Raw genomic sequence first — 25,434 nt, forward strand, 5'->3', positions numbered from 1 at the left:
CGAATTACGTCGTTTCAGGTTGTTTCACATATACTAACGAATCATGTTCCGTGGCCGGATGTATCAGCTCCATGGAGAATTTTGCCAGCAGCAGCCTCAGGAACCATTTCCTGATCGCCATGCCTCAGCTGTCTGATCCCAGTTTTACCCAAACCCTGACCCTGATCTGTGAGCACAATAAACAGGGTGCCATTGGTATTGTACTCAATCGGCCAACAGAGCTGACTTTAGGTGATGTTTTCAAACAGATTGGAATAGAAGAACTGGATGAAGATTCCACCTGCCTGCAGGACACTATTTATGTAGGCGGGCCAGTCGCACAGGAAAGAGGCTTTGTGTTGCACAGTGGCCCGGACCCTTGGCAGTCATCACTGGGAATTACTACCAACCTGAAGCTGACAACATCCCGGGACGTACTGGAAGCACTGGCCAAGGGTGATGGCCCGGAATATGCGCTGGTCGCTCTGGGCTATGCTGGCTGGGGCGCCGGACAACTGGAAGATGAAATTCTGCAGAATGCCTGGCTCACTTGCGAGGCAAAACAGGATATTATTTTTCGCACTCCCCCGTTAAAAAGGATGGCGGCTGCCGCCGACCTGATGGGCATTGATCTGCATTTGCTGTCCGGTGAAGCCGGACACGCATGATTCGAATACTGAAAGAGCCTGAATGGATAACTCAACCAGCGATACCAACAAGACCAGTAATCCCAAGCCAGAAGTAAAAGTTGTGATGGGCTTTGACTTCGGCACCAAAAATATCGGTATGGCTGTCGGTCAGCTGATAACACGTACCGCCAACGCCCTGCCCTCAATTCCTGCCCGTGATGGCATTCCCCGTTGGGAACAACTGGAAGCCATTATCGAAGAGTGGAAGGTGGATGCTTTTGTAGTAGGTATTCCACTGAATATGGATGGCACTGAAAGTGATATGTCCCGTCGTGCCCGTAAATTCGGGAACCGATTAAATGGCCGGTTCCGTCGTCCCTGGTATCCAGCTGACGAACGCCTTTCCAGCTTTGAAGCCAAGGACTGGGCAGGCAAGCTGGGACACTCCGGTCATTACGGCTCCAACCCGATTGATAACCTGGCCGCCCAGATTATTCTGGAAACCTGGCTCAATGATGAGAACTGCCCGATTTAATCTGATGTCCTGCTAGCTTTAGCCGATATATCAGTCAAATTCCGACATAAATCTGATATATATGGTTACTGTAGAGGCTCGATGGCAGCATGATTATGCTGCCATGAAAAATCCGTTTTCCTCAAAAGCCTCAGAAAACGCTGAGGCAAGCACAGTCGCAACAAAGAGCCAGCCTAAAACCCATTTTGCGTCTCCCTCAGATCGTACGACCCGTAAAGACCCAAAATCTCTTCATCAATATCAGGTGACATCTGCGCCAGAAGAAACAACATCTTCAATCCGGGTATTAACCGCACCACTCGAACGCAAGAAACACGTCCCCTTTTATCATCTGTTCCATCATATTCAGGCAGGTATAAACAGATTACGATGCAAAGTTGCACATAGCATTTCACTCAAAGCTGTTGAGCATAACCTCAAAACTCTGGACGGAATGTTACAAACCCGATGTATAGGAGAGATATCTCCTCGCAGTGTGGATGCGATAATAGCCTCGGTACAGCAGCTACCAAAATTTGAACGTAAGAAGGTACCTGACTCAGAGCTGGAAGCAGTGCTGCAATCATTAGCCCGGCTTCGTACCATGATTGAGTGTATGCAGGGGCAGGCTCATATCGAAGAGTTAGCACAATATGGTGCAGTAGAAAAAGACCTTCATTTACTGCTGGAACAAGTCAAATTAATGCCAGTTACTCCTGTAACAGCACAGCTTCGCAGTCAATTAGTTTCAGTGACCGAAATGGACGAGCATGCCCCTCTTTCCAGGCAAAGCACACCTTCCAGAGCTAATGATTATCTTCACTTCTTAAGCGAATTGCATAAGGCTGGCATTCCTGACCATACCTGTAATGAAATACTGCAAGAGACTGCCCAGAGATCTCCTGTCCACAGACTGGAACGTCGCAACCTGATCAGAACCCTCTATCGAGCCGGATATCCAGATGCAGCCAGAAAAATAGCGGATAAAAGTGAAGATCAGCATGCCTATTGGATTGCAACCTCTGATGTAGCCAGTCCAGAAAAGTGGATATGTGATGTGAAACTAGCTGACCTGCAGGAGCTATTAAAAGACTCTTCTTTGGATTGGCAAGGCATTGGGCTCAGACTTGGACTAAAGATTCACTCTATTCAGGGAATTTATCTTAGTAACCGTGGTGATATCGATCGCTGCAAACGGGACGTTTTGCAAGCGTTTCTGGATGGAAAGGATATGGTAGCTGCCCGGCATAATGGCAAATTTGATAGAAACCTGTTCTTAAAACTCGTTCATGCGGATCCAACTTTACCTCCACCCGACTTTTCAGACAGGACACCAGCCGCTTCAAACGAATCCAAAAGTTACTATGTTACCCAGGCCAGCGAAGACCCCCACGGAAGGATTAACCACCCGCAAGTTCTGGTAAAGACGCTTCTGAACTCAGTTGATGCCAGAGGCAAGCCTGCTATATCCCACTGGAAAGCTATTGCCAAAGCTTTAGATGTGGATATCAGACAAGTTTCAACCCACCTGCACAATGACCCGGTTGCTGCTGCAATTTCTGTCATTGACCTGTGGACATCCAGAGATCTGAAAGCAACAGAACATCGCTTCAACAATGTAATGACAAACCTTGAACTGAAGCCTTATTCCAGAAGTGATGACGTTCCCCCTTATCCCGTTAGCTCTGATGATATTGTTGCATTTGAAGACATTCACCCTGCCAGCTGGCAAGCCATGGCAATCTCTTTGGGATTACCCATCTATCAGGTCTGGACAATAGACATCGAAAATCACAGCCATGTCCAGATGTGCAGATGCACACTGGAAAAATGGTTAAGTTCTTTATCCTCTCCGCCAACCACAGCAACACTTTATCAGGCTCTTTTAACAGCAGGAGATGAGAAAGCAGCGGCAAAACTGAAGCAGTTTTGTTCCCGATAGAAATAAGAGAGACATTACTCTCGACTATTACTTCATAGCAATTCTGGCTCAAATCTCCACTCATGGGTGTTTTCTGGTTTTCAGCACTGAAGCGAGCATTGTTTATTGAGCCCCCAAATGGCCGATAACCAACCATAATCGACAATTCTCAAATGAATTCAGTATATGGCTATCACTCAGGCCTGCTATTCCCATAGCTATAAAACAATGCAAGATCCTTTCGGTCTGACCACAGGGACAGGGGCAACGAAAACGTCTCGCTCATCTCCGGAAGGCATTGCCTACATTGGTAAGCAGCGTAATGATTTTTCAACCTTTCGAGAAAGAAGGGGGCTGGAAAAGTGTCGAATAGAGGTCGCTAACCCCCAACCCACATCAGGGCTGAGGCTTAGGCAAAGTTCAGCACCTTCTCATAGGTTCGGCCCGCTATCGACCCTGTTTCACAAGATTGAGGCTGGCATTCGTTCATTGCGCTGCAGCATGGCCAAATGTGTTTCTCTCGATATTGTTGAGAACAACCTCCTGCATCTACAACAACAGCTCAAAAGCAGGCCATTCAGTGAAGTTTCGCCCCGGTCGGTTGATGCTCTCATTGCATCAATTAATCAGCTGCCAAAATTTGAGCGCAAACGTACAGAATCAGCAGATCTTCAACAAACAGTGGAAACTCTGGCAAAAATTCGGGATATGTTGCGATATCAGACAGGAGAGATATCTCTGGCCGAGCTCAAAACCCATAACATCAGTAAGAGAGATTGGAGCTGGTTTGCTCCTCAAGCAACAGCTATTGCTGCATCCCAAGCGAATAATCCCGGTTTGCGCTCTATCGCTATTGAGCTGCTAAGTGATCCACAAGTTCAGCACGCAGTGCCACATCATCACGAACTGCTCACCCAGTTGTTTCCGTTCCGACCAGAGTCTTCTTCTCTGAATATTTCAGAGCAAGACAGTACATATGATGAATATTCTCTCCCTCTCACTAGCACGACCAAAGCAGAATACTTCACACATCCAAAGGTCATCGATCCTGATCAATGGAGATGGCAATATTTTGAAGCAGATGAAATCAGTTCACCCATGACTTATGAAGATGAGGATGGTCAGGAAAAGCAGATTGATGTTGCAAAAACTCTTGCACCGCATTGGCAAACGCTGGCAACAATGGCGGGTTATACACCAAGAATGATCGCATCTTGTGAGCAGGATAATGACTTTAATGATGCTAATTGCGCACGACAGATACTAAAAGTTTGGGCCAATAATGGATCTAGAACAGCTCTGGGAACTCCACTGTGGGAACAGTTGATTAATATTCTTCGTGATGAGTTCGAGATGCATGACTACACCGATCTTGAGCTGATCCCAGCCTTGGAAAAAATGGCAGAAAAAGGACAGATTCAGGGCTTCAGTCCCAAATCCAGAACCATTGAATTTCAACCCATCCATGATCCAATCCCTCAAGACTCAAGCCGCGACTATCAGGATAGGTGGGGACCAAGATATGTGACTCATTCCCGCCTTGCTCATATGGTATATACCAATTATGCCGGACATAATGTGAGGCTAAGTATCAATGATGAGCTTGCCATAGAATGGAGAAAACTAGGTGAAGCAATCGGAATGGAAGGCGATCAACTCATAAATATTGAACAGAGCTGTGATAATAACCACGATCGTCTCAGAAGAGTTCTCAAAAAATGGACTGATAATGGCATTGCAATGAAAGGAGGGTCACCAACCTGGAACCGGTTTATTGAAGTACTGTCGAAAGACCTCGACATGGGTGATTACGTCGACGAAAAGATCATTCCAATGCTCAATGCTTTGGAAGAAAGACAAAAAAGCTGACTGCGAGAAATCATCTATTCAAATGAATCACTACCCTGAATTCTGAACTTATCAGGCTGATTCGCACTCTCTTCGGAACCAGACTCCAGTTTTATCATTAACCTCAAGTCATTGGCAGAATCAGCATGTGCCAGTGCATCTTCATAAGTGATGATACCTTCCCGGTACAGTTTGAAGAGCGCCTGGTCGAACGTCTGCATACCACTTTCAGTTGATCGCCCCATTAATCCCTTCAGCAGATGTACATCCCCCTTGCGAATCGTGTCAGACACCAGCGGTGTGTTTTGCAGCACTTCCACCACAACTCGATAGCCACTGCCATCCGCTTTCTTAACCAGCTGCTGAGCAATCACAGCTTTCAGATTGAGTGACAGGTCCATCCATACTTGAGCATGCTGATCCGGCGGGAAGAAATGGATGATACGTTCAAGCGCCTGATCTGCATTATTGGCATGGAGCGTTGCGAGACAGAGATGACCTGTTTCAGCAAAGGAAATGGCGTATTCCATCGTTTCTGAAGTGCGCACTTCACCAATCATTATCACATCCGGGGCCTGACGCAGGGTGTTCTTCAGCGCAACCTCAAAGCTGGCAGTATCAATGCCTACTTCCCGCTGGGTGACGATGCAGCGGTTATGCTCATGAACATACTCAACCGGATCCTCGATACTGACAATATGCCCACTGGCATGAGCATTACGGTGCTCAATCATTGAAGCCAGTGACGTGGATTTACCAGCACCGGTGGCACCAACAAAAATCACCAGTCCTCGTTTGGTCATCGAGAGATCTTTAATAACGTCTGGTAAATACAATTCATCAATGGTCGGGATATGGGTTTCAATCCGGCGAATAACCATCCCTGCCAGATTGCGCTGGAAAAAAGCACTGACCCGGAATCGGCCTACACCTTCCGGGCTGATAGCAAAGTTGCATTCATGAGTGGTATTGAACTCCTCCCTCTGGATGTCATTCATCAACCCGTGAACAGCTTCCAGCGAATTTTCGGCTGATAACACATTCTTGCCGATATTCATCAGCTTGCCGTTGACCTTGAGGCTGGGAGGAAAACCTGCCGTGATAAACAGGTCTGAAGCCTTCTTTTCTGACATCAGCTGCAACAGCCGGGTCATATTGATTGCCATGGCAGGCGCTCTCTCAATCCTTTGAGCTTAAGAAATACAATCAGGAAAAGTTTTCCGGATTCTTGGCTTTTTCTTTGGCTGTATCGTTAGTGATCAGGCCCTGAGCTACCAGCGTTTCCAGACACTGATCCAGCGTCTGCATCCCCAGCCCGGCTCCGGTCTGAATCGCAGAATACATCTGGGCAATCTTGTCTTCCCGGATCAGGTTTCGAATGGCAGAGGTGCCGATCATGATCTCGTGTGCTGCCACCCGGCCACCGCCATTCTTTTTCAACAGGGTTTGGGAAATAACCGCCTGAAGCGATTCAGACAACATGGAGCGCACCATGGCTTTTTCTTCAGCCGGAAATACATCCACAATCCGGTCAACGGTCTTTGCTGCCGAAGTCGTATGCAAGGTTCCAAAGACCAAGTGACCTGTTTCTGCTGCGGTCAGGGCCAGTCGGATGGTTTCAAGGTCACGCATCTCGCCCACCAGCACGATATCCGGATCTTCCCTCAGGGCCGAGCGCAGGGCATTTTCAAAGCTCTGGGTATCCCGATGAACTTCACGCTGATTCACCAGACACTTTTTGGACTCATGGACAAATTCGATAGGATCTTCGATGGTCAGCAAGTGCTCATATTTATTTTCATTAATATGATCCAGCATTGCCGCCAGTGTTGTACTCTTGCCCGAACCTGTAGGTCCCGTCACCAGAACCAGTCCCCGCGGGGTATCAGCAATCTTCTTGAAAATCGGCCCCATCCCGAGGTCTTGCATGCTCAGGATTTTGGTCGGAATGGTACGGAATACCGCGGCAGCACCACGATTTTGATGAAAGGCATTGACCCGGAAACGGGCAACCCCGGGCACTTCAAATGAGAAATCAGCCTCCAGCTTGTCTTCATACTCTTTGCGCTGGTGATCATTCATGATGTCATAAATCAGTGAGTGCACTTCTTTATGATCCAGCGGCGGCAGGTTGATCCGGCGAACATCACCATCTACCCGGATCATGGGTGGCAGTCCAGCCGACAGGTGGAGGTCAGAGGCATTCTGTTTGGCGCTGAAGGCGAGCAGTTCCGTGATATCCATATCAGTATCGGTTATCCGTCCTTGTTCTGATACTCTGTTACCGCTTTGATGATTTACAGTACCGTATCTATTTAGCCTAGCAGCCTGTGTTATTTTGAGGCTGCAATGATGTCCGAGTTCATACTTGATGGAACCCATACAACAGAACATTGAGCAGGTCAGAAGCCGCATCCAGTCTGCTGTCAGCAACAGTGGACGTACCGATGAAGTCATTTTACTGGCGGTGAGTAAAACCAAACCTGCCAGCCTGATTCGTGAAGCCTGGGAATGTGGCCAGCGCCACTTCGGGGAAAACTACCTGCAGGAAGGGGTGGAAAAAGTCACTACGCTGGAAGACCTGAGCGATATTGTCTGGCACTTTATCGGCCCGCTCCAGTCCAACAAAACCCGGTCTGTTGCAGAGCATTTTCACTGGGTTCACAGTGTTGACCGGCTAAAGATTGCCCGTCGCCTGAGCGATCAGCGTCCAGAGCATCTGCCGCCGCTGAACATTTGCCTGCAGGTGAATATCAGTAATGAAGCCAGTAAATCCGGGCTGTTGCCGGAAGAAGTACCCGTAATTGCAGCTGAAGTGATGCAACTGCCGAACGTGCAGCTGCGCGGACTGATGGCCATCCCGCAACCCTGTGATGACCCGGAGCAACAGCGCTTGCCTTTCTGCAAAATGGCCCAATTATTAACGCAGTTACAGCAGCAATTTCCTGACCGTCCGCTGGATACCCTGTCAATGGGGATGAGCGGCGACCTGGAAGCTGCCATTATGGAAGGCTCAACCATGGTGCGTGTGGGCACTGCCCTGTTTGGCGCCCGCAGCTATTCCAATAGCGACCTCAATAGCTAGCCGCAGTCCCGACTGCTTGCTATACAGACAGCCTTACAACAATGACAGGAGACAGATAACCTATGTCATCCATTGCTCAAACTCTGGGCGTAATTCTTCAGACAGTGGTCGGACTCTATGTGATCGCGATCCTGCTGCGCTTCCTGCTACAGCTGGTAAAAGCTGATTTCTACAATCCGCTGTCGCAGGCTATCGTCAAGGCCACCGGGCCGCTGTTGAATCCTCTGCGCCGTATTATTCCCGGCATCGGCGGTCTGGATTTCGCATCGCTGGTACTGGCTTTTCTTGTTGAGGTAGTACTGATCTATGGCCTGCTGGCACTGAAAGGTTTCAACCCGGCCCAGGTACCACCCAATCTGGCAATGGGTGCGGCCCTGATCGGCCTGATGGACAGCGTGCTTAATATCTACACCTTCTCCATCATCATTATTGCGATTGCCAGCTGGATTGCTCCCCAAAGCTATAACCCGGCGCTGATGCTGATGCACCAGATTATCGAACCTCTGGCGGGTCGGATTCGTCGCATGCTGCCCCCAATGGGCGGCCTGGACTTCTCGATCATGGTTCTGCTGCTGATTATTTATGCCCTCAGAGGGATGTTTGTAACACCTCTGGCAATGGCTATGGGCGTTGGCGGGTTACGTCTGTTGCTGTAAAGCTGCTGCAAGTTCCGGATAGCTTTGTAGACAGTATTAAGCTATCCGGAACAAACCAATCAGATTCTTGCTTTGGGGAGAAGAGAAGATAAAAGAAACAGTGCAAAACCGCTGACAACCACCGAAGGTCCGGCAGGCGTATCCAGATACCAGGACAGACTTAACCCGCCAATCACAGCAACCATCCCTATCAAGCTCGCACCAAAAGCCATCTGCTCCGGAGAACGGGCAAAACGTCTCGCTGTTGCAGCCGGAATAATCAGCATGGCAGTAATCAACAACACGCCCACAATTTTCATCGCCACAGCGATAACCATTGCCACCAGCAGCATCAGCATTAATTTAATGCGTTGAACCGGCACACCTTCTACCTGAGCCAGTTCTTCGTGCACAGTTAACGCCAGCAAGTCCCGCCAAAATACCTTCAGCAGCAGTAACACTGCCAAGCCACCACCGTAGATCCAGAACAGATCGGTGGTACTGACAGCCAGCAAATCACCAAACAGATAGGCCATCAGATCAATGCGGACCGAATCCATAAAGCTGACGGTCACCATCCCCAGAGACAAACTGCTGTGAGCCAGAATACCCAATAGAGTATCTGTCGCTATAGCCTTGCGGGTTTGCAAACACATCAGTATCAGGGCCAGCATCACACAACAGAAAACAACGGCCAGATTAAGGTTGATATCCAGCAGAAAGCCCAGCGCCACACCCAACAGCGCAGAATGTGACAGCGTATCGCCAAAGTACGCCATCCGCCGCCACACGACAAAAGAGCCGAGAGGCCCCGCAATCAGGGCAACGCCAAGACCTGCCAGCAACGCATAAAAAATAAAATCAGGCATCATCGGCAGCGACATTTCCATGCAAATCGTGAGAGTGGTCATGATGATGGCTGTAAACTGCCAGTTCATCAGACTCCTGACCAAACAGTTTGAGATAGGCGGGATGCTTGCTGACCTTGCTCGGATGACCTGAGCAGCAAACATGCTGATGCAGACAGATCACATCATCGGTAGCCGCCATTACCAGATGCAGATCATGAGATACCATCAAAACGCCACAGCCGAGTTCATCCCGTAGCTGGCGAATCAAACGATAAAGTTCCCGTTGTCCTGTTACATCAACACCCTGTACCGGCTCATCCAGAACCAGCAACTCGGGCTTCTGCAACAGTGCTCTGGCCAGCAGTACGCGCTGCATTTCACCGCCCGAAATCGTTTGCAGCGGGCTGTGTGCCAGATGGGCAATGCCAACATATTCCAGCGCTTCCCGGGCCGGCCGTTCACAGTGGCGGGCAAGTTTCAGAAAGCGTTCAACCGTCAGTGGCAGCGTGGTTTCGATATGCAGCTTCTGGGGCATATAGCCAATACGCAGGCCTGATTTGATTTCACGCTGTCCCCGGGTTGGCTTCATCAGGCCCAAAACCACTCGTACCAGTGTGGTTTTTCCGGCGCCGTTGGGCCCGATCAAGGTAGAAATTTTGCCTCTGGAAAGCGTCAGATCGATATCTTTCAGGATATCCCGCTCTCCGAACCGGACATGAACACCTTCAAGCCGAAGCAATGAGTCACTGGTCATCAGGCCGCATCCCTGCAATTCGGACACAGCCCGGTCACTTCAACCATCGCCTGCTGCGGCAGAAAGTCATGCAACCCTGCTTCAGTCCTGATGCTTTTCAGCAACAGGTCACTGTCCACTTCCAGCGTGGTTTTACAACGATGGCAGATCAGGAAACAGCCTTGATGATTACAGCCCGGTGCAGTGCAGCCAATATAGGCATTAAGCGAGTTAATACGGTGAATAAGCCCCTGCTCCAGCAAAAAGTCGAGTGCCCGGTAGACTGTGGGCGGAGCCGCATTACGTCCTTCTTCTTTTGCCAATTCGGCCAAAAGGTCATAAGCCCCGACTGGTCGGTGGTGTTGCCAGACCAATTCAAATACGCGCCGGCGTAAGGGGGTCAAACGGACATTTTTATCCCGGCAGACCTCATCTGCCCGAGTAACTGCGTCATGAATACAACGCTTGTGATCGTGTAATTCATAAACCGCCGTCGCTTCATCAACCATGGAAAGAGCTCCGGTCGTTAAAAATGTTACAATGTAACAGCTTTGACAGCCGGATTCAGCGACAATTCACCACAACAGTTTACTGCAGCTATTCCACCCTTTTCCGTGCAAGGATTCGAACCTGATCCTGCGGGCCATGTTCTATCAGCGGGTAATGAGGCGCAGGGCCAAATTCACAAGTCAGCAGTTCAAATCCCATCCTCTCGAATACCACTCCCAACTGATCAGCAAGAAAGAAATGAAAACATCTGCCGGGTATCTTCTGAATATGCCCATCGATCATCTGTTTGACTTCAGGCTCATCCAGTCTCAGGGCCATAGCTTCCAGCAGCAGCTGTACATAATCCATATATCCCGCCAGCCGTTCCGGATTGCGATATTTCTGCCGCTCAACCCGCTGTTCCAGCTCGGTATTTCGAAGGATATGCAGTTTTGCAGATATACAGGTCAACGCCAGTAGTCCACCCGGAGCCAGTAACCGGTGCAACTCCCAGACCGCAGCAATAACATCCGGGTACCGCAGAAAATGGAAAACCTCGGCACATAAAATCCCGTCAAAGCTATTGTCATCAAACGGCATGGCATCAGGTAACAGAGCATGCACCAGCGAAAGCCGGTTACCGTACCGCCCTCCCCACTCCGGATCATCCTGCAGCAAAGTCAGTCGACTCTCGTCGATTTCTGTCGCTACAACCTCGGCTCCGGCTTCCAGAGCCACCCGTGAGTTACAGCCATTACCACATCCAATATCCAGCAATGGCCGCTCTCCACGCCAGCATTGGATCCAGTCATCGATAAAGACACAGGGAGTACCAAAAGCGAACCCCTGTCCATTGGGGTTCGGCTCAAACATCACATTGTTATTCTGCATCGTCGGTTATCCCTTGCGGTGATATCAGTCTGATGACGATCCAGTATAGGCGGCCTACACTTCACCCTGTCATTCTCATCTGCCCGTTTATCTCCTTCTGCGCCCGCCTGTAATGGATCATTGCCATGAAAGCATCTGATTTGCTGGTCAAATGTCTGGAAACTGAAGGTATCACGCATATTTTCGGCGTCCCCGGTGAGGAGAATGCTGATTTTATGATGTCGCTGGAAGCCTCGGACAAAATCCGCTTCATTCTGACCCGGCATGAACAAGGGGCTGCTTTTATGGCCGAGGTATACGGCCGTCTGACACACAATCCGGCCGGTTGTTTGGGTACCCTGGGACCGGGGGCTACCAACCTGATTACCGGCGTAGCTGATGGCAATATGGACCGGGCTCCCATGCTGGTGCTGACTGGGCAGGGCTCAACCCGCCGGCTTCATAAGGAATCCCATCAGGTCATGGATGTGGTAGAGATGTTTCGTCCGGTGACCAAGTGGGCCGCCAGCATTCGCCATCCGGATAATATTCCCGAAATGGTACGCAAGGCGGTTCGCATTGCCCGGACAGAGAAACCCGGAGCCGTGCATCTGGAGCTACCGGAAGATATTGCTCAGCAACCCACCGATGCCAGCCCTATTCAGCCTCAACGTTTCAGCCGCCCTATTCCGGCACGTCAGCAAATTACGCAAGCCATGACGATGATATTGCAGGCAAAACGGCCCATTATTCTGGCTGGCAATGGTTGTATCCGGTTACGGGCCGCTCATCAGCTGCGCCGTTTTTGTGAGCTGACCGATATCGGTGTAGTCAGCACCTTTATGGCCAAGGGCTGTATCGATATGGACGACAGCCATTGCCTGTTCACCGTCGGGCTCGGACAAAAGGATATTACCAACTGTGCTCTGGATGGTGCTGATCTGGTGTTAACCGTCGGCTATGACATGGTCGAATATCATCCAAGCCTGTGGAACCCTTCCGGTGACAAGCCCATTATTCATGCTGACTATCTTCCCACTGAGATTGATGAACACTATCAACCAAAGCTGGAACTGATTGGGGATCTGGCTCATACCCTCGATATGCTCTGTGACATGCTGCAGCAAAACCCGGGATATCACTGTAACCGGGAGCAACAGCTGGCCACACGCCGGATGATGCTGGACGAGTTTGAACGACACAGAAATGATGAGACAGAGGGCAGCATTCGTCCCCAAAAGGTATTAAGCGATGTACGCAGTGCCATGGGACCTCAGGATATTCTGCTGTCCGATGTTGGTGCTCATAAAATGTGGATTGCCCGCCACTACCAGTGTCACGAGCCCAACACCTGTCTGATTCCAAATGGCTTCTGCTCCATGGGCTTCGGCTTGCCGGGCGCTATTGGTGCCGGACTGGTTTATCCGGAAAAACGGATTATGGCTATCTGTGGTGATGCAGGCTTTTTAATGAATGTGCAGGAGATGGAAACCGCGCACCGGCTACAGAGCCCGATTGTTGTAATGGTCTGGGAAGATAAGATGTACGGCCTGATTGCCTGGAAACAGCAGAACCATTTTGGCCGCCATACCAAACTCGATTTTGGAAACCCGGACTGGAAACAGCTTGCACAGGCTTTTGGCTGGAATGGACATCTGGTCAATCACAGCAGGGATCTGAAGAACGTTCTGGAGACCGCTTTCAATGAAACCGGTCCCAGTCTGATTGTGGTTCCTATCGATTACAGTGAGAACCTGCGGCTGACTGAAAGCCTTGGGCAGGTTGCCTGCCCTATTTGATCAGCTATTTAATCAGGCAACCGGTATAACAAGTCAGACTGGGTGTTACTTCCACTCCATAATCTTCCACGAAGGTATCAGCATATCCGGCTGCCCTGCCCTGACAAAGTTGCCCTGATGATCAGCAGAGATCAGGTAATAGGGAGGGCCAACCTTTGGCACAACTTTGATGGCATAGAGAATACCGTTGGCCCGAAACTCCTGAATCATGCCATGTTGTGTCGGTCGAATAACCACATCGGTAGAAGGTGAGCTGATACCCTGTAACTGTAGTTTTTTCTGGATATGTTCCGGGACTTCAGGTGGTATATCTTCAGTAACATCAGATGTGGTGGGCACAACAGTATTACCTGTACCGGTAACACCCACAGGTTTATCCACACCACTGCTCTCGGTAAAAACAGTACATCCGGAAACCATCAAAGCGACCAGCACACCCATTGTTGTTTTGTGCAGTAGAGCGGTCATTGGTTATCCCCTTCCACCATGAGTAGAATTATCAGTTTACTCCGAATTCCCCACGCAAGGTATTAGGCAACGCTTATGGCAGCAAGTGAGAACAGTGAAAATTCACCACTGGTTCTGGTTGACGGATCATCCTATCTCTACCGTGCATTTTTTGCTTCCCAGCAAGCTGACCTGCGCAACGCAGCCGGAGAACCTACCGGTGCCATCCGGGTTATGGTCAGCATGCTGCGCAGCCTGATGAAGGACTATCCGCAGAGTCAGATTGCGGTGATCTTTGATGCCAAGGGTAAAAGCTTTCGCAACGATTTATATCCAGAATACAAGGCTAACCGTTCTGCCATGCCGGATGACCTGCGTAGTCAGGTTGCTGCTGTGCATGCCTGTATCCGCGCTATGGGACTGCCGTTATTGATAGAAGAAGGCGTTGAAGCAGACGATGTCATCGGCACACTGGCTCTGCAGGCAACCGAAAGCAAGCTGCATGTGCTGATATCCACCGGCGACAAGGATATGGCCCAGCTGGTCACTGAACATGTCGAACTGATCGACACTATGAAAAATGTTCGCACCAATATCGCTGGTGTTGAAGAAAAGTTCGGTGTGCCGCCCGAGCTGATTATTGACTATCTGGCCCTGCGCGGAGATACCTCGGATAACATTCCCGGTGTTCCCGGCGTGGGTGAAAAGACTGCCATTGCCCTGCTGCAGGGACTGGGCAGTATCAAAGATATCTACGCCAGCCTGGATAAAGTACCTGCACTGGGTTTCCGTGGCTCCAAAACGATGCCGAAGAAGCTGGAAGAAAATCGTGAAATGGCGGAGCTGTCATACAAGCTGGCAACCATCAAGACTGATGTTCCGCTGGATGTGCATGTCTCTGAATTGAAGCAGACACCTCAGGATGATGATGCTCTGCTGGATCTGTTTAAACAGTATGAATTCCGCAGCTGGATCAGGGAGCTTGAAGAATACGGTTCAGCGCCTGCCGGAGGGCTACAGGCAGGAGCCCCTCAAGAACAGGCGGCCACAAAGGAAACCGAATACGAAACCATTCTGACCGAAGCCCAGTTCGAACGCTGGCTGGGTTGCCTCAATCAGGTCGAGCTGTTTGCCTTTGATACTGAAACCACCAGTCTGGACTATATGCAGGCGGATCTGGTCGGCCTGAGTTTTTCGGTTGAGCCATACCGTGCCGGCTACCTGCCACTGACTCATGACTATATGGGAGCCCCGGAACAACTGGACCGGAAATGGGTACTGGATCGTCTGAAGCCGCTGTTGGAAGATGAAAGCCGGAAAAAGGTCGGACAGAACCTGAAGTACGATAAAAGCGTATTAGCCCGCCATGGCATTACCCTGCGCGGTATCGCCTTCGATACCATGCTTGAGTCGTATGTGTGGAACTCTACCGCCACCCGCCACAATATGGATGCGCTGGCAGAAAAGTATCTGGATCACACTACGATTCATTATGAAGATATTGCCGGAAAGGGCGTCAAGCAGCTTACCTTTAACCAGATTGAACTGGATAAGGCCGCGCCTTATGCCGCTGAAGATGCTGATATTACACTCCGTCTGCATCAGGAGCTGTGGCCAAAGATCGAAGCAGACAGCGATCTCAAGCAAATCTTTGAAGATATAGAGCTGCCTCTGGTACCGGTGCTGTCTCAAGTTGAGCGCAATGGCGCACTGGTTGATGCCAATTTGCTCGGCAAGCAGAGCCTCGAGCTGGCAGAGCGCCTGGAAAAACTTGAGAAAGAAGCCTACGAAATTGCAGGCGAAGAGTTTAACCTCGCATCGCCCAAGCAATTGCAGGCGCTGTTGTTTGAAAAGCTGGAACTTCCGGTACTGAAGAAAACCCCCAAGGGTGCACCTTCGACTGTTGAAGAAGTGCTGCAGGAACTGGCACTGGATTATCCATTACCGCGCATCATTCTTGAGCACCGCAGCCTGAGCAAGCTCAAGTCGACCTATACCGACAAGCTGCCTCAGCTGATCAACCCGGAAACCGGCAGAATTCACACCTCTTACCATCAGGCTGTGACGGCAACCGGTCGTCTGTCTTCTTCTGACCCTAACCTGCAGAACATTCCGATCCGCACCGAGAAAGGTCGTCGCATTCGTCAGGCGTTTGTTGCTCCTGAAGGCTACAAGCTGGTTGCAGCTGACTACTCTCAAATCGAGCTGCGCATCATGGCGCATCTTTCCGGCGATGACGGGTTGCTGACAGCTTTCAGAAACGGACAAGACGTTCACCGGGCTACAGCTGCTGAAGTATTTGGTGTGACACCGGAACAGGTAACATCTGATCAGCGCCGCAGCGCCAAGGCGATTAACTTTGGTCTTATCTATGGCATGTCAGCATTTGGTTTGGCCAAGCAGCTTGGCATCACCCGTCAGTCCGCCCAGGAATATGTCGACCTTTATTTCCAGCGTTACCCCGGTGTTCAGGATTACATGGAACGCACCCGGGCACTTGCTCATGACAAGGGTTATGTTGAAACACTGTTTGGTCGCAGACTACATCTACCGGAAATCAACGCCCGCAATAAAATGCGACAACAGGCGGCAGAACGTACCGCAATTAACGCCCCCATGCAGGGCACTGCCGCAGATATTATCAAGCACGCGATGATGCTGGTTGATCAATGGCTGAAGGAGAGTGGACTCGATGCACGCATGATCATGCAGGTGCACGATGAACTGGTGCTTGAAGTTGCAGAGAAAGATCTGGATGCAGTATCACTGGGACTGAAACAACAGATGGAAGCAGCAACCGAACTTGCTGTTCCGCTTGAAGTCGAAGTCGGTACAGGCAACAACTGGGACGAAGCACACTAAACGACAAAATATTTTTATTATTTTTTGTGCGCTACAGGCCCCGTCATTCGGGGCTTTAGAAATTATTTTGAATTTTTTGCAATTTTTTTCGATTTTTTTGGAACTTATTGGAAAACCACGAGTCAGAGTATATGAGAGCTGCGAAAAACGGTTCTCACCTACTCCTTGTGTGTTTTGTGTTGGCATCGCTTCGTAGGGTTGTGTGTGCTTTACGAAGTTTGTATCTTGACCCCATTGCTTCCCCGGCAATGGGGTTTTCTTTTTTCTGCTGTACAGTTTCTGCTCTGATATCTTTATTAACTTCCATTGAGCTACTGGCTCTTCTCGATCAAAGTAATCTTGTTTCCATCCAGTGAACTGCCTGCCAGTACATTTTTACTGTCCATCACAAAGCCAATTACAGATTTACTTCCGGTTTCTGAACTGATCCGCCCACCGGACTCAATGGCTGCCATAGTCACAGAAAGCTCTTTGCCAATACTCCATTTGTCCTGACTCAGAAAACGGTTCAATGTCTCCTCGTCCATAAACATAATGACATAGGAACGAGACAACACACCTGCCCCTGCCTTCAAGCCAATAGATTTAGCTGAAGTTTTGTACCAGGCCCGAATCTGGTGGCTCATCAACAGACCACCCTCTCCAGAATCTCCACCTGTCACCATGCCTCCTTTAACTACCTTTGGAAAAACCAGCAATGCTGCAGCTTTATCTCCCAGTATTTCAGCTGCAGGATAATCTCTGTAGAGCCGATGTAAGGTATGACTGATGGCCAGCTCCTGATCAGCTCTCGATGTTGCAGCATGTGCAGTAAAAGTCAGGCAGGAGAAAAAGGAAACAACAGAAAGAAAGGCAGTGAAAAGACAACGATATAAAAGGCAAGGCATCAACTTCGCCCTCATGGCAGCATTACTTACAAAGTAGCTGCAGATGCAAAAGAAAACCTTACAATTATTTTTGGATAAGACAGGAACTTACTCGTAACCCGACACTCAAAGTAGGTGAGTGGTCATCATAGCGATGGTGCTCATTCTACTCCTTGTGTGTTTTGTGTTGGCAAATTACTTCGTAGCAAATATTGCTGGCGAAGCTTTTAACCCGATTATTCTCCCCCCGGAATATTCGGGTTTTTCTTTGCCTGTTCGATAGCCAGCTGCCTGAAGCCCGGCATTTCTACTCCACTCTTTGGTACCAGACCAAGCTCTTTCTGTATCTTCTCAATGTCTTTATTTTCCTCTAACTCTTTGAGCATCCCTGGTAATTCCGGAAATACTTTTTCGTGATAGCCAAAGCTACCCTTGGTGTATTCATCAATTGCCTGATTTGCCGTCCACCCCTGAAATACCATGCGATAGGCCGCACACATAAACCCGGTACGATCAGATCCGTGCAGGCAATGGATATAAATTTTCTTGCCAAGCTTCTGCTGTTTGTGAATTTCTCTCATCACATCAGCTACAAACGGCTTGGGCGTTTTTGTCGGAACCTTGAAGTGAGACCCGGCAAAGTCATCTCGCCCGACAACAGAAAAGTCCGAGTGAAAATGACGCAGGTTGATGACGTGGTACCCTTCTTTTTCAAGCCGCTCCAGAACCGCTTTGTCCGGTTGGGCACAGCGGAACATTTTGTCATCCAGCTTGTATGAGTTAATCATGCCTGGCTGCGGAAAAGGCTGAGCCCACTCATTGGTTCTTTTGTCATTCGCCGTAATGGTATTGATCAACAGTGCAGCAAGTCCGGGCGCTTCCCTGCGAATCTGGGTATAAAGTTTCTGTGCCGCGTCCAGGTCAGGATTCTGCTTATCCATGGCACGGTCAAGTAACGCATACTGATCATGGGTCATTAGATCATTCAGCTTGCTGACTTGCCGGCTTTGAATCCATTTATCATCCGGCTCCACCATTTTGATGTGTTCGAGCAACTCTCGCTTGCGCTCCATGGAGAGCTGACCAGCCTGGATTTCAGATCGCTCTGCAGGTTGACGGCGCACCAGCCGGTTGAGCCACTTGCCCACCCGGGCAGCGGTGTCCTGAATCTTGCGTCCAAGGGATGTTATCGCAGCAGTCAGCGTCCGGGCTGAGGGGGGCAAACCCACGGGCATCTGTCTGAATCCTTTCAGTTTCTGTGCTTATTTGTTTAAGTCTAGCCAATCCAAAGTGACATCAGGATCAACTTCGCACTCAAACATTGACCTGCGCCAATGACGCGTAGAATTTTCATGCTTACCAATTAGTAAAATCTTTAACTTTAGTTGAATACAAAAAGTTTCTGGTGTATTACTACGCGCGTAGACAAACCCCGCAATAATCACTAAGCGGGATTCGCTTTTATCTCGCCATCACAGTAAAAGCAGAAACGCAGTGTTCCTTGTACTCAGGCCTTACCTAGCCGACCACATGGTCTGTCGCATGCCTGAAACCACGGAGCCGACGCGGTACGACCTATACTGAAGCCTGTTATCAGCACCGTCGCCATCAGTCCGGCGATTCAGGTCGATACCCTCACAAATACAGACCAGAAGGACGGCCCACAAGGCCTGGAGCATTTATATGCAGCACGACATCGATCCTGTCGAAACTCAGGAGTGGCTCGATGCACTGAATTCAGTGCTGGAGCAGGAAGGCGAAGACCGCGCCCACTACCTGCTGACCCGTCTGGCCCAGACTGCTAACCAGAAGGGTACGCAGCTTCCGTACGCCATTACGACGCCGTACCGCAACACTATTCCGCCTGCCAAAGAAGCCAAGATGCCGGGCGACCTGTTCATGGAACGCCGTATCCGCTCCATCGTGCGCTGGAACGCACTGATGATGGTAATGCGCGCCAACAAGAATGACTCCGAGCTGGGTGGTCACATCTCCAGCTTCTCTTCCAGCGCGACCCTGTACGATATCGGTTACAACTACTTCTTCCGTGGCCCTCAGAACGGTCACGAAGGCGATCTGGTTTACTATCAGGGCCACACTGCTCCGGGTATCTACTCCCGTGCTTTCCTGGAAGGCCGTCTGAGCAAAGAACAGATGGATACATTCCGTCAGGAAGCGAACGGCGAAGGTCTGTCTTCCTACCCGCACCCATGGCTGATGCCTGACTTCTGGCAGTTCCCGACCGTATCCATGGGTCTGGGCCCACTGCAGGCTATCTACCAGGCGCACTTCATGCGTTACCTCGAAAACCGCAACATGATCGAGGATCACAACCGTAAGGTCTGGGCATTCCTGGGTGACGGTGAGATGGATGAGCCGGAATCCCTAGGTGCGATCTCCCTGGCCGGTCGTGAAAAGCTGGATAACCTGATCTTCGTTGTTAACTGTAACCTGCAACGTCTGGACGGACCGGTACGTGGTAACGGCAAGATTATCCAGGAACTGGAAGGCGTATTCCGCGGTGCTGGCTGGAACGTCATCAAGGTAGTCTGGGGTCGTCACTGGGATCCGCTGTTCGCTGAAGACAACAAAGGCAACCTGCAGCAGCTGATGGACGAGTGCGTCGACGGCGATTACCAGAACTGCAAGGCCAAGGGTGGCAAGTGGACCCGTGACAACTTCTTCGGTCGCGACCCTGAAACCCTGAAGATGGTTGAGAACATGTCTGATGAAGACATCTATCACCTCAACCGTGGTGGTCACGACCCGTACAAGGTATACGCTGCCTACCACGCTGCCGTGAATACTACCGGCAAGCCGACTGTTATTCTGGCCAAGACCGTTAAGGGCTACTCTTTCGGTGAAAGTGCCGAAGCCGCCAACGTCAGCCACCAGGTCAAGAAGCTGAGCATGAAGGACCTGAAAGCCTTCCGTGACCGCTTCAGCATTCCGGTTAAAGATGAAGACCTGGAAGACCTGCCATACTACAAGCCGGACTCCGACAGCCCGGAAATGGTTTACATGCGCAAGCGTCGTGAAAAGCTGGGTGGCTTCATCCCGCAGCGTCGTCCGCAGACCTCTGTTGAGCTGAAGACTCCGGAACTGAGTGCTTTTGACGCTGTGACCAAAGGCAGCGGCGAGCGCAAGATTTCCACCACCATGGCGTTTGTCCGTGTCCTGAACGCGCTGGTTCGCGACAAGCAGCTGGGCAAGCACATCGTACCGATCGTACCGGACGAAGCCCGTACCTTTGGTATGGAAGGCATGTTCCGTCAGCTGGGCATCTACTCTGCCGAAGGTCAGAAGTACGAGCCGCAGGATGCTGATCAGGTCATGTTCTACAAGGAATCCAAGGCTGGCCAGATTCTGGAAGAAGGTATCAACGAAGCCGGTGCACACGCTGCATGGGTTGCTGCTGCAAGCTCCTACAGCAACCACGACATGCCGATGATTCCGTTCTACACCTTCTACTCCATGTTCGGTTTCCAGCGTACCGGCGACCTGGCCTGGGCATCCGGTGACCTGCAGGCACGCGGTTTCATGATCGGTGCAACTGCCGGCCGTACCACCCTGAACGGTGAAGGTCTGCAGCACCAGGACGGTCACAGCCACGTACTGTCTTCCACCATTCCGAACTGCGTCAGCTACGATCCGGCTTACGGCTATGAACTGGCTGTGATCATTCAGGACGGTCTGCGCCGCATGGTTCAGGACCAGGAAAGCGTGTTCTACTACATCACCACCATGAACGAAAACTACGTTCAGCCTGCCATGCCGGAAGGTGATGAAGTGAAGGAAGGCATCATCCGAGGTCTGTACTGCCTGGATGAAAACTCCCGCGACAAGGGCCCGAAAGTCCAGCTGATCGGTGGCGGCACCATCCTGCAGGAAGTCATTGCTGCATCCGAAATCCTGCGCAAGGACTACGGCGTTGAATCCGATATCTGGAGCGCCACCAGCATGAACGAACTGCGTCGTGACGGTCTGGCCGCACGTCGTCACAACATGCTGCATCCTGAAGCTGACAAGCAGACTTCCTGGGTTGAACAGTGCCTGGCCGGTCGCAAAGGCCCTGTTGTCGCAGCTACCGACTACATGAAGCTGTACGCTGACCAGATCCGTGACTTCGTACCGGGTACTTACGTGACTCTGGGTACCGACGGTTTCGGTCGCTCCGACACCCGTGCTGCACTGCGTGAATTCTTCGAAGTGGATCGCAACTTCATCGTTATCGCTGCCCTGAACGCGCTGGTTAAGGATGGCGAAATCGAGCCTAAGGTTGTTGCTGAAGCACTGAAAGCTCAGGGCATCAACCCTGAAAAAGCTGACCCGATGTACTGCTAATTACTGCTGATAGACGAGGAATATTCATGACCGAGGAAATCATCAAGATCCCGGATATTGGCAGTGACAGCGCCGAGGTGATCGAAGTTTGCGCCAATGTCGGCGACAAGGTTGACTCTGAAGACTCCCTGATTGTGCTGGAGTCCGACAAGGCTTCCATGGAAGTGCCTGTATCCGCTTCCGGTACCATTGTCGAGATTCTGGTAAAGGTTGGAGACAGTGTCTCCGAAGGCATGCCGATGGTGAAAGTAGCAGTGGAAGGCGCCGCCTCCGCTGCAGCTGAAGAAGCACCTGCGGAAGAGCCTGCTGCCGCGCCTGTCGAGGCGCCTGCAGAACCGGAAGCACCGGCACCCCAGGCTGCTGCCGCAGTACAGAATCAGGAAATTACCGTTCCTGATATCGGTGCCGAGAATGTTCCGGTTATCGAAATCTGCGTCAAGCCGGGCGATCGCGTTGAGAAAGAAATGCCGATCGTGGTACTGGAATCCGACAAGGCGACCATGGAAATTCCGTCGCCGGAATCCGGTGTTGTGACCGAAATTTGCGTGTCCGAAGGCCAGCAGATGAACCAGGGTGATCTGGTTCTGCGCATGGACGTTGAAGGTGCCGCCCCGGCTGCACCTGCAGCTCCGAAAGCCGAAGCGCCAAAAGCAGCAGCTCAGGCACCGGCCAAGCCTGCACCTGCTCCGGCAAAACCGGCTGCAGCAGCACCGGCGGCCAGCCATGAGCAGCCACGTGACAAGAACCGTCGCCTGCATGCCGGCCCGGCTGTACGCCGCCTGGCTCGCGAATTCGGTGTTGATCTGGCACTGGTCAAGGCAACCGGTCCACGCGGCCGTGTTGTGAAAGAAGACATTCAGAACTTCGTGAAGCAGAAGCTGAATGAGCCTGCTCCAGCAGCTGCTGCTGTTGCCGGCACCGGTATTCCGGCTGTGCCTGCAGTCGACTTCAGCAAGTTCGGTCCGGTTCGTGAAGAACCGCTGAACCGTCTGCGCAAGGTTGCTGCAACCAACTTCCAGCGCAGCTGGCTGAACGTACCGCACGTAACCCAGTTTGATGAAGCCGACATCTCCGAGATGGAAGCTTTCCGCAAGGCCAGCAAGAAAGAAGCTGAACTGCGCGGCACCAAGCTGACTCCGATGCCGTTCATGGTTAAAGCCTGTGCGGTTGCCCTGCGGGAAATGCCACAGTTCTGTGCGTCTCTGAGTGCTGATGGCGAGTCCATGATCTACAAGGACTACGTCAATATCGGTATGGCAGTTGATACGCCGGACGGCCTGCTGGTTCCGGTCATCAAGGATGCTGACAAGAAGGGTCTGTGGGAACTGTCCGAAGAGATTCTGGAACTGGCCGCCAAGGCACGTGATAAAAAGCTGAAGCCGGCAGAAATGCAGGGTGGCTGCTTCACTATTTCCAGCCTGGGCTCCATCGGTGGTACCGCATTCACTCCGATCGTGAATGCACCGGAAGTTGCCATTTTGGGTATTTCCAAGGCGCAGATGAAGCCGGTATGGAATGGTCAGGACTTTGATCCGCGTCTGATGCTGCCGCTGTCACTGTCTTACGACCACCGTGCAATCAACGGTGCTGACGCAGCGCGCTTCACCGGACTGGTAAGCCACCTGCTGAGCGATATCCGTCGCCTGTTGTTCTTCTGATATACCCGTCAGCCAAATACGGCTGACGGTTTGTAAACTATTGAATCCCTCTCAAAGCCCGGTATCGGTTCGCTGATATCGGGCTTTTTTTATCGCTTTATTCTGTTCCTGTTTCAGTATTGTTCAACTGGCTCAATACCTGCTGCAGTAAAGGATTGGCTGTGCGATTGCTGGACCAGGCCAACCCCACCTGACGGTAGTCAGACGGACCATCAAACGGCCGGGTTACCAGCTCAGGCCATTCTGCCGCCATACCCTCAGGTAAAAACGAAACTCCGACCTGAGCCAGCAGCAGCATTGCTACCTGATTTTTAGTTGCAGCACTGGCAACAACATTGGTTTTGAAACCCTGCTGTCCGACCAGTCCCAATGTACGCTGATGCGCTTCACAGGGCGGGCATATAATAAATGGTTGGTTATCCAGGTCAGCGGGAACAATCGTTTCCTGCTCTGCCAGCAAGTGATCCCGATGCAGACAGAACACATACTTCTCCCGCCAGACAGGAAGAAAAAGTTCATCATCGTCTTTCATAACATCCAGCAACAGCCGTACATCACACGCTTCTTCATGACGGACAATTTTCAGATGTTCATGGGGCAGGATGGTTTTTATTTCAGCCAGCAATTCGGCCACATGCCGGTGAGGCAACTCCGGCATCATACCGATCGTCAGAGTGCCAGTATGCTGGGTCTGTTTGAACAATTTGGGAATACTATCCAGTTCCCCCACCATCCGGTTGGCCATCGGATACAGCTGGTCAGCTTCCGGTGTCGGGATCACGCCCCGCTTGCTACGGTTAAACAGCAAGCAGTCGAGTTCATCTTCAAGCTGACGAATCGCATTTGACAGTGCAGGCTGGGATACACAGCAGCGCTCCGCTGCACGGGAAATATTCTGCTCTTCATAGACTGCCACAAACTGCTTCAGCAACCTGATATCCAATGCCTGCTCCTGGACATAACCTGAGGTTATGACTGATCAAATTAAAAGGTATTTCATTAAAAACCTTGTTAGCCCTACATTATGCGGCATCAAAACGAAGTGCCCGGCCGTAACCCGCGACCCGGAGCTACCGCCCTTGAAAGCAGGGGCGCACAAGTTTACAGGAGAGAAATAGCATGACCAAACCTCTGGTAGTTGTAACAGGTGCAAGTTCCGGTATCGGTGAAGCCATCGCTCGTCAGTTCAGCGAGCAGGGCCACGCGCTGTTGCTGCTGGCTCGTCGTATCGAGCGTCTGGAAGCACTGGATCTGCCGAATGCCATGTGCCGCAAGGTTGACGTGACTGACCGTGAAGCTGTTGCAGCAGCCATCAAGGAAGCTGAAGCCCAGTACGGCCCGACCGACTGCCTGGTTAACAACGCCGGCGTAATGCTGCTGGGCTTTGCTCACGACCAGGATCCGTCCGAGTGGGACAAGATGATCGACGTTAACATCAAGGGCGTGCTGAACGGTGTTCACGCTGTTGTTGGCGCCATGAAAGAGCGCAAGGGCGGCACCATCATCAACCTGAGTTCTGTTGCCGGTATCAAGGGCTTCCCGAACCACATGGCTTACTGTGGCACCAAATTTGCCGTTCACGGTCTGACCGAAACCCTGCGCGAAGAAGTTGCTGACGACAGCGTACGTGTGATCACTATCGCTCCGGGTGCAGTACAGACCGAACTGCTGGGTCACACTACTTCTGAAGATATCAAGGCAGGCTACGAAAGTTGGAAAGACAGCATGGGTGGTGTAATCGTTCCTCAGGATATCGCCAGCTGCGTATCTTTCGCTTATAACCAGCCACAGAACGTGTGTGTGCGTGAGATTGTTGTGACTGCTACCCGTCAGCAGCCATAAAAGAATCGAAGAAAACTAGTTTCTTCGTGTGTGTGAAAAAGGACCGGTTCGCCGGTCCTTTT

The 25,434-nt window shown here is 51.0% G+C and carries 21 protein-coding genes; 11 read left to right on the forward strand and 10 right to left on the reverse strand.

The window, feature by feature from the left end; genetic code table 11:
* Nucleotides 1–71 precede the first annotated feature (71 nt).
* The 4 genes from ACYZZ0_RS14360 to ACYZZ0_RS14375 all read left to right on the forward strand — a co-directional run bounded on the left by ACYZZ0_RS14360 (nucleotide 72) and on the right by ACYZZ0_RS14375 (nucleotide 4,912).
* Entirely contained in the window at nucleotides 72–647 is a 576-nt protein-coding gene (locus ACYZZ0_RS14360) for a YqgE/AlgH family protein (protein WP_461537325.1), read from the forward strand.
* 22 nt (nucleotides 648–669) lie between these two features.
* Nucleotides 670–1,143 carry a Holliday junction resolvase RuvX gene (gene ruvX, locus ACYZZ0_RS14365; RefSeq protein ID WP_461537326.1) on the forward strand — a complete coding sequence of 158 codons (474 nt, stop codon included), beginning with the start codon at nucleotides 670–672 and terminating at the stop codon, nucleotides 1,141–1,143.
* Nucleotides 1,144–1,246: 103 nt separating this feature from the next.
* A complete protein-coding gene (locus ACYZZ0_RS14370) occupies nucleotides 1,247–3,064 on the forward strand; it encodes a hypothetical protein (protein ID WP_461537327.1) in 1,818 nt (605 codons plus the stop codon).
* A 165-nt stretch (nucleotides 3,065–3,229) separates the two neighbouring features.
* Nucleotides 3,230–4,912 (forward strand): death domain-containing protein, encoded by a 1,683-nt coding sequence (locus tag ACYZZ0_RS14375; RefSeq protein ID WP_461537328.1) that lies wholly within the window; start codon nucleotides 3,230–3,232, stop codon nucleotides 4,910–4,912.
* Nucleotides 4,913–4,926: 14 nt separating this feature from the next.
* Here the strand turns inward: ACYZZ0_RS14375 and ACYZZ0_RS14380 are convergent, their stop codons facing one another.
* Nucleotides 4,927–6,051: a PilT/PilU family type 4a pilus ATPase gene (locus tag ACYZZ0_RS14380; protein ID WP_461537416.1), complete on the reverse strand. Its 1,125-nt coding sequence runs from the start codon at nucleotides 6,049–6,051 to the stop codon at nucleotides 4,927–4,929.
* Nucleotides 6,052–6,097: 46 nt separating this feature from the next.
* The gene (locus tag ACYZZ0_RS14385) at nucleotides 6,098–7,135 is read right to left on the reverse strand and encodes a type IV pilus twitching motility protein PilT (RefSeq protein ID WP_461537329.1); all 1,038 of its coding nucleotides are present in this window, start codon (nucleotides 7,133–7,135) and stop codon (nucleotides 6,098–6,100) included.
* A gap of 127 nt (nucleotides 7,136–7,262) precedes the next feature.
* On the opposite strand from ACYZZ0_RS14385, the gene ACYZZ0_RS14390 reads away from it, so the two are divergent.
* Together ACYZZ0_RS14390 and ACYZZ0_RS14395 are read left to right on the forward strand one after the other, a co-directional pair.
* Nucleotides 7,263–7,976 (forward strand): YggS family pyridoxal phosphate-dependent enzyme, encoded by a 714-nt coding sequence (locus tag ACYZZ0_RS14390; RefSeq protein WP_461537330.1) that lies wholly within the window; start codon nucleotides 7,263–7,265, stop codon nucleotides 7,974–7,976.
* Nucleotides 7,977–8,038: 62 nt separating this feature from the next.
* Nucleotides 8,039–8,632, forward strand: a complete 594-nt coding sequence (locus ACYZZ0_RS14395) for a YggT family protein (protein WP_461537331.1) — start codon at nucleotides 8,039–8,041, stop codon at nucleotides 8,630–8,632.
* A 59-nt stretch (nucleotides 8,633–8,691) separates the two neighbouring features.
* Here the strand turns inward: ACYZZ0_RS14395 and znuB are convergent, their stop codons facing one another.
* The 4 genes from znuB to ACYZZ0_RS14415 all read right to left on the reverse strand — a co-directional run bounded on the left by znuB (nucleotide 8,692) and on the right by ACYZZ0_RS14415 (nucleotide 11,575).
* Entirely contained in the window at nucleotides 8,692–9,480 is a 789-nt protein-coding gene (znuB, locus tag ACYZZ0_RS14400; protein ID WP_461537417.1) for a zinc ABC transporter permease subunit ZnuB, read from the reverse strand.
* The gene (gene znuC, locus ACYZZ0_RS14405; RefSeq protein WP_461537332.1) at nucleotides 9,473–10,216 is read right to left on the reverse strand and encodes a zinc ABC transporter ATP-binding protein ZnuC; all 744 of its coding nucleotides are present in this window, start codon (nucleotides 10,214–10,216) and stop codon (nucleotides 9,473–9,475) included. The genes znuB and znuC overlap by 8 nt, the downstream gene beginning before the upstream one ends.
* A complete protein-coding gene (locus ACYZZ0_RS14410) occupies nucleotides 10,216–10,704 on the reverse strand; it encodes a Fur family transcriptional regulator (protein WP_461537333.1) in 489 nt (162 codons plus the stop codon). The genes znuC and ACYZZ0_RS14410 overlap by 1 nt, the downstream gene beginning before the upstream one ends.
* A gap of 88 nt (nucleotides 10,705–10,792) precedes the next feature.
* A complete protein-coding gene (locus ACYZZ0_RS14415) occupies nucleotides 10,793–11,575 on the reverse strand; it encodes a class I SAM-dependent methyltransferase (protein ID WP_461537334.1) in 783 nt (260 codons plus the stop codon).
* A 125-nt stretch (nucleotides 11,576–11,700) separates the two neighbouring features.
* Here ACYZZ0_RS14415 and ACYZZ0_RS14420 point away from each other — a divergent pair, with 125 nt between their 5' ends.
* Nucleotides 11,701–13,353, forward strand: coding sequence for an acetolactate synthase large subunit (locus tag ACYZZ0_RS14420; RefSeq protein WP_461537335.1), 1,653 nt, complete (start codon nucleotides 11,701–11,703; stop codon nucleotides 13,351–13,353).
* Nucleotides 13,354–13,398: 45 nt separating this feature from the next.
* Here ACYZZ0_RS14420 and ACYZZ0_RS14425 read toward each other — a convergent pair whose 3' ends face one another.
* The gene (locus ACYZZ0_RS14425; RefSeq protein ID WP_461537336.1) at nucleotides 13,399–13,821 is read right to left on the reverse strand and encodes a DUF2782 domain-containing protein; all 423 of its coding nucleotides are present in this window, start codon (nucleotides 13,819–13,821) and stop codon (nucleotides 13,399–13,401) included.
* 75 nt (nucleotides 13,822–13,896) lie between these two features.
* Here ACYZZ0_RS14425 and polA point away from each other — a divergent pair, with 75 nt between their 5' ends.
* On the forward strand, nucleotides 13,897–16,662 hold the full coding sequence (gene polA / locus ACYZZ0_RS14430; RefSeq protein ID WP_461537337.1) for a DNA polymerase I: 2,766 nt from the start codon (nucleotides 13,897–13,899) through the stop codon (nucleotides 16,660–16,662).
* Between the two features lie 311 nt (nucleotides 16,663–16,973).
* Here polA and ACYZZ0_RS14435 read toward each other — a convergent pair whose 3' ends face one another.
* Nucleotides 16,974–17,549: a lipid-binding SYLF domain-containing protein gene (locus tag ACYZZ0_RS14435; RefSeq protein WP_461537338.1), complete on the reverse strand. Its 576-nt coding sequence runs from the start codon at nucleotides 17,547–17,549 to the stop codon at nucleotides 16,974–16,976.
* Between the two features lie 215 nt (nucleotides 17,550–17,764).
* Nucleotides 17,765–18,763 (reverse strand): protein-tyrosine phosphatase family protein, encoded by a 999-nt coding sequence (locus tag ACYZZ0_RS14440; protein ID WP_461537339.1) that lies wholly within the window; start codon nucleotides 18,761–18,763, stop codon nucleotides 17,765–17,767.
* Between the two features lie 448 nt (nucleotides 18,764–19,211).
* Between ACYZZ0_RS14440 and aceE the strand changes: the two genes are divergently transcribed.
* Nucleotides 19,212–21,872 carry a pyruvate dehydrogenase (acetyl-transferring), homodimeric type gene (aceE, locus tag ACYZZ0_RS14445; protein WP_461537340.1) on the forward strand — a complete coding sequence of 887 codons (2,661 nt, stop codon included), beginning with the start codon at nucleotides 19,212–19,214 and terminating at the stop codon, nucleotides 21,870–21,872.
* A 26-nt stretch (nucleotides 21,873–21,898) separates the two neighbouring features.
* On the forward strand, nucleotides 21,899–23,530 hold the full coding sequence (gene aceF / locus ACYZZ0_RS14450; protein ID WP_461537341.1) for a dihydrolipoyllysine-residue acetyltransferase: 1,632 nt from the start codon (nucleotides 21,899–21,901) through the stop codon (nucleotides 23,528–23,530).
* 97 nt (nucleotides 23,531–23,627) lie between these two features.
* Here the strand turns inward: aceF and ACYZZ0_RS14455 are convergent, their stop codons facing one another.
* The gene (locus tag ACYZZ0_RS14455; protein WP_461537342.1) at nucleotides 23,628–24,473 is read right to left on the reverse strand and encodes a LysR family transcriptional regulator; all 846 of its coding nucleotides are present in this window, start codon (nucleotides 24,471–24,473) and stop codon (nucleotides 23,628–23,630) included.
* Nucleotides 24,474–24,649: 176 nt separating this feature from the next.
* Here ACYZZ0_RS14455 and ACYZZ0_RS14460 point away from each other — a divergent pair, with 176 nt between their 5' ends.
* Entirely contained in the window at nucleotides 24,650–25,372 is a 723-nt protein-coding gene (locus ACYZZ0_RS14460) for an SDR family oxidoreductase (protein ID WP_461537343.1), read from the forward strand.
* Nucleotides 25,373–25,434 lie beyond the last annotated feature (62 nt).

The sequence above is a fragment of the Spongorhabdus nitratireducens genome, from assembly GCA_947387575.1.
In the GTDB taxonomy this organism is placed as follows: Bacteria; Pseudomonadota; Gammaproteobacteria; order Pseudomonadales; family Endozoicomonadaceae; genus CANDOC01.

Coding starts and splice junctions, on each gene's coding strand:
- ACYZZ0_RS14390 (WP_461537330.1), top strand. CDS start 7,263: ATGGAACCCATACAACAGAACATTGAGCAGGTCAGAAGCCGCATCCAG.
- ACYZZ0_RS14395 (WP_461537331.1), top strand. CDS start 8,039: ATGTCATCCATTGCTCAAACTCTGGGCGTAATTCTTCAGACAGTGGTC.
- ACYZZ0_RS14440 (WP_461537339.1), bottom strand. CDS start 18,763: ATGCCCGTGGGTTTGCCCCCCTCAGCCCGGACGCTGACTGCTGCGATA.
- aceE (WP_461537340.1), top strand. CDS start 19,212: ATGCAGCACGACATCGATCCTGTCGAAACTCAGGAGTGGCTCGATGCA.
- polA (WP_461537337.1), top strand. CDS start 13,897: ATGGCAGCAAGTGAGAACAGTGAAAATTCACCACTGGTTCTGGTTGAC.
- ACYZZ0_RS14385 (WP_461537329.1), bottom strand. CDS start 7,135: ATGGATATCACGGAACTGCTCGCCTTCAGCGCCAAACAGAATGCCTCT.
- ACYZZ0_RS14415 (WP_461537334.1), bottom strand. CDS start 11,575: ATGCAGAATAACAATGTGATGTTTGAGCCGAACCCCAATGGACAGGGG.
- aceF (WP_461537341.1), top strand. CDS start 21,899: ATGACCGAGGAAATCATCAAGATCCCGGATATTGGCAGTGACAGCGCC.
- ACYZZ0_RS14425 (WP_461537336.1), bottom strand. CDS start 13,821: ATGACCGCTCTACTGCACAAAACAACAATGGGTGTGCTGGTCGCTTTG.
- ACYZZ0_RS14420 (WP_461537335.1), top strand. CDS start 11,701: ATGAAAGCATCTGATTTGCTGGTCAAATGTCTGGAAACTGAAGGTATC.
- ACYZZ0_RS14435 (WP_461537338.1), bottom strand. CDS start 17,549: ATGCCTTGCCTTTTATATCGTTGTCTTTTCACTGCCTTTCTTTCTGTT.
- ACYZZ0_RS14410 (WP_461537333.1), bottom strand. CDS start 10,704: ATGGTTGATGAAGCGACGGCGGTTTATGAATTACACGATCACAAGCGT.
- ACYZZ0_RS14360 (WP_461537325.1), top strand. CDS start 72: ATGGAGAATTTTGCCAGCAGCAGCCTCAGGAACCATTTCCTGATCGCC.
- ACYZZ0_RS14460 (WP_461537343.1), top strand. CDS start 24,650: ATGACCAAACCTCTGGTAGTTGTAACAGGTGCAAGTTCCGGTATCGGT.
- ACYZZ0_RS14370 (WP_461537327.1), top strand. CDS start 1,247: ATGAAAAATCCGTTTTCCTCAAAAGCCTCAGAAAACGCTGAGGCAAGC.
- znuC (WP_461537332.1), bottom strand. CDS start 10,216: ATGACCAGTGACTCATTGCTTCGGCTTGAAGGTGTTCATGTCCGGTTC.
- ruvX (WP_461537326.1), top strand. CDS start 670: ATGGATAACTCAACCAGCGATACCAACAAGACCAGTAATCCCAAGCCA.
- znuB (WP_461537417.1), bottom strand. CDS start 9,480: ATGCCTGATTTTATTTTTTATGCGTTGCTGGCAGGTCTTGGCGTTGCC.
- ACYZZ0_RS14375 (WP_461537328.1), top strand. CDS start 3,230: ATGGCTATCACTCAGGCCTGCTATTCCCATAGCTATAAAACAATGCAA.